1 protein-coding gene is annotated in these 1,627 nt (G+C 66.1%); it reads right to left on the bottom strand.

The window, feature by feature from the left end; all coding sequences use genetic code 11:
* Positions 1-15 precede the first annotated feature (15 nt).
* The coding region (katG, locus tag ACWGI8_RS44065) for a catalase/peroxidase HPI (RefSeq protein ID WP_453669223.1) at positions 16-1,627 on the bottom strand (1,612 nt) is incomplete at its 5' end.

Here is a 1,627-nt window from a genome sequence, read left to right as displayed (position 1 = left end):
ACCGGGACCACAGGCTCAGCGAAGGTCGAACCGATCGAGGTTCATCACCTTGTTCCACGCTGCCACGAAGTCACGCGCGAACTTCTCTCCCGCGTCCTCGGACGCGTAGACCTCCGAGACGGCTCGGAGCTGGGAGTGCGAACCGAAGACGAGGTCGACGGCGGTGGCGGTCCACTTGACCTCGCCCGTGGCGCCATCCCGGCCTTCGAAAACGTTCTCGTCCGAAGCCGATGCCGTCCACTCCGTGCCCATGTCGAGCAGCTCGACGAAGAAGTCGTTGGTCAATGTCTCCGGCCGGTGAGTGAAGACACCGTGTGGGGATCGCCCGAAGCCGGTGTTCAGAGCCCGCATGCCGCCGATCAGAACCGTCATCTCGGGAGCGGTCAGTGTCAGCAGGTTGGCGCGGTCCAGGAGGAGAGTCTCCGGCGACAGCTTCTCTCCCGCCCGGAGGTAGTTGCGGAACGCATCCGCCCTGGGTTCGAGCACGGCGAACGACTCCACGTCCGTCTGCTCCTGCGAGGCGTCCGTACGCCCCGGTGCGAACGGGACCGTGATGTCGTGCCCGGCGTTCTTCGCGGCTTGCTCGACGGCCGCGCACCCGCCCAGGACGATCAGGTCGGCGAGTGAAACCCTCGTTCCGCCGGTTTGTGAGCGGTTGAAGTCCTGCTGGATCTGCTCAAGGGTCTGCAGCGCCTCAGCCACCTCGGGCAGGTCGTTGACCTCCCAGTTCTTTTGCGGCCGGAGCCGAATCCGTGCCCCGTTGGCCCCGCCGCGCCTGTCGGTGCCGCGGAAGCTCGCCGCCGACGCCCAAGCGGTGGTGACCAGCTGGGAGACGGACAGTCCCGAGGCGAGGATCCTGCCCTTGAGGGCGGCGATGTCCTCGTCCGTGACGAGTTCGTGATCGACCGCGGGGACGGGGTCCTGCCACAGCTGCGGCTCGGGAATCCAGGGGCCGAGGTAACGCGAGAGGGGTCCCATGTCGCGGTGCAGCAGCTTGTACCACGCCTTGGCGAACGCTACCGCGAGCTTGTCCGGGTTCTCGTGGAAGCTCTTCGCGATCGGCCCGTAGACCGGGTCCAACTTCAGCGACAGGTCCGTCGTCAGCATCATGGGAGCGTGTCTCTTCGACGGATCGTGAGCATCAGGCACGGTGCCCTTGGCCGAGGGATCCGTGGGAGTCCACTGCTTCGCACCGGCGGGGCTCGTCGTCAGCTCCCAGTCGTACCTGAACAGGTTGTCCAGGTACCCGTTGTCCCACTTCGTCGGCTCGGAGGTCCATGCGCCCTCAAGCCCACTGGTGAGCGCGTCTGCGCCTTTGCCGCTGCCGTAAGTGTTCCTCCAGCCGAGGCCCTGCTGCTCGATGGGGCCGGCCTCGGGTTCCGGGCCGATGTACTCGGGATCGACGGCACCGTGACACTTGCCGAACGTGTGGCCGCCGATGATGAGCGCAACCGTCTCCTCGTCATTCATCGCCATACGCCCGAACGTCTCGCGAATGTCCCTGGCGGCAGCCATCGGATCCGGGTTGCCGTTGGGCCCCTCCGGATTGACGTAGATCAGTCCCATCTGCACGGCACCGAAAGGACCGGTGAGTTTCCTGTCGCCGCTGTAGCGCTCATCTCCGAGC

It is taken from the genome of Streptomyces sp. NPDC054841 (genome assembly GCF_053611045.1).
The sequence above is the reverse complement of the archived record's forward strand: the minus strand, read 5'-3'. Positions and strand labels throughout refer to the sequence as shown.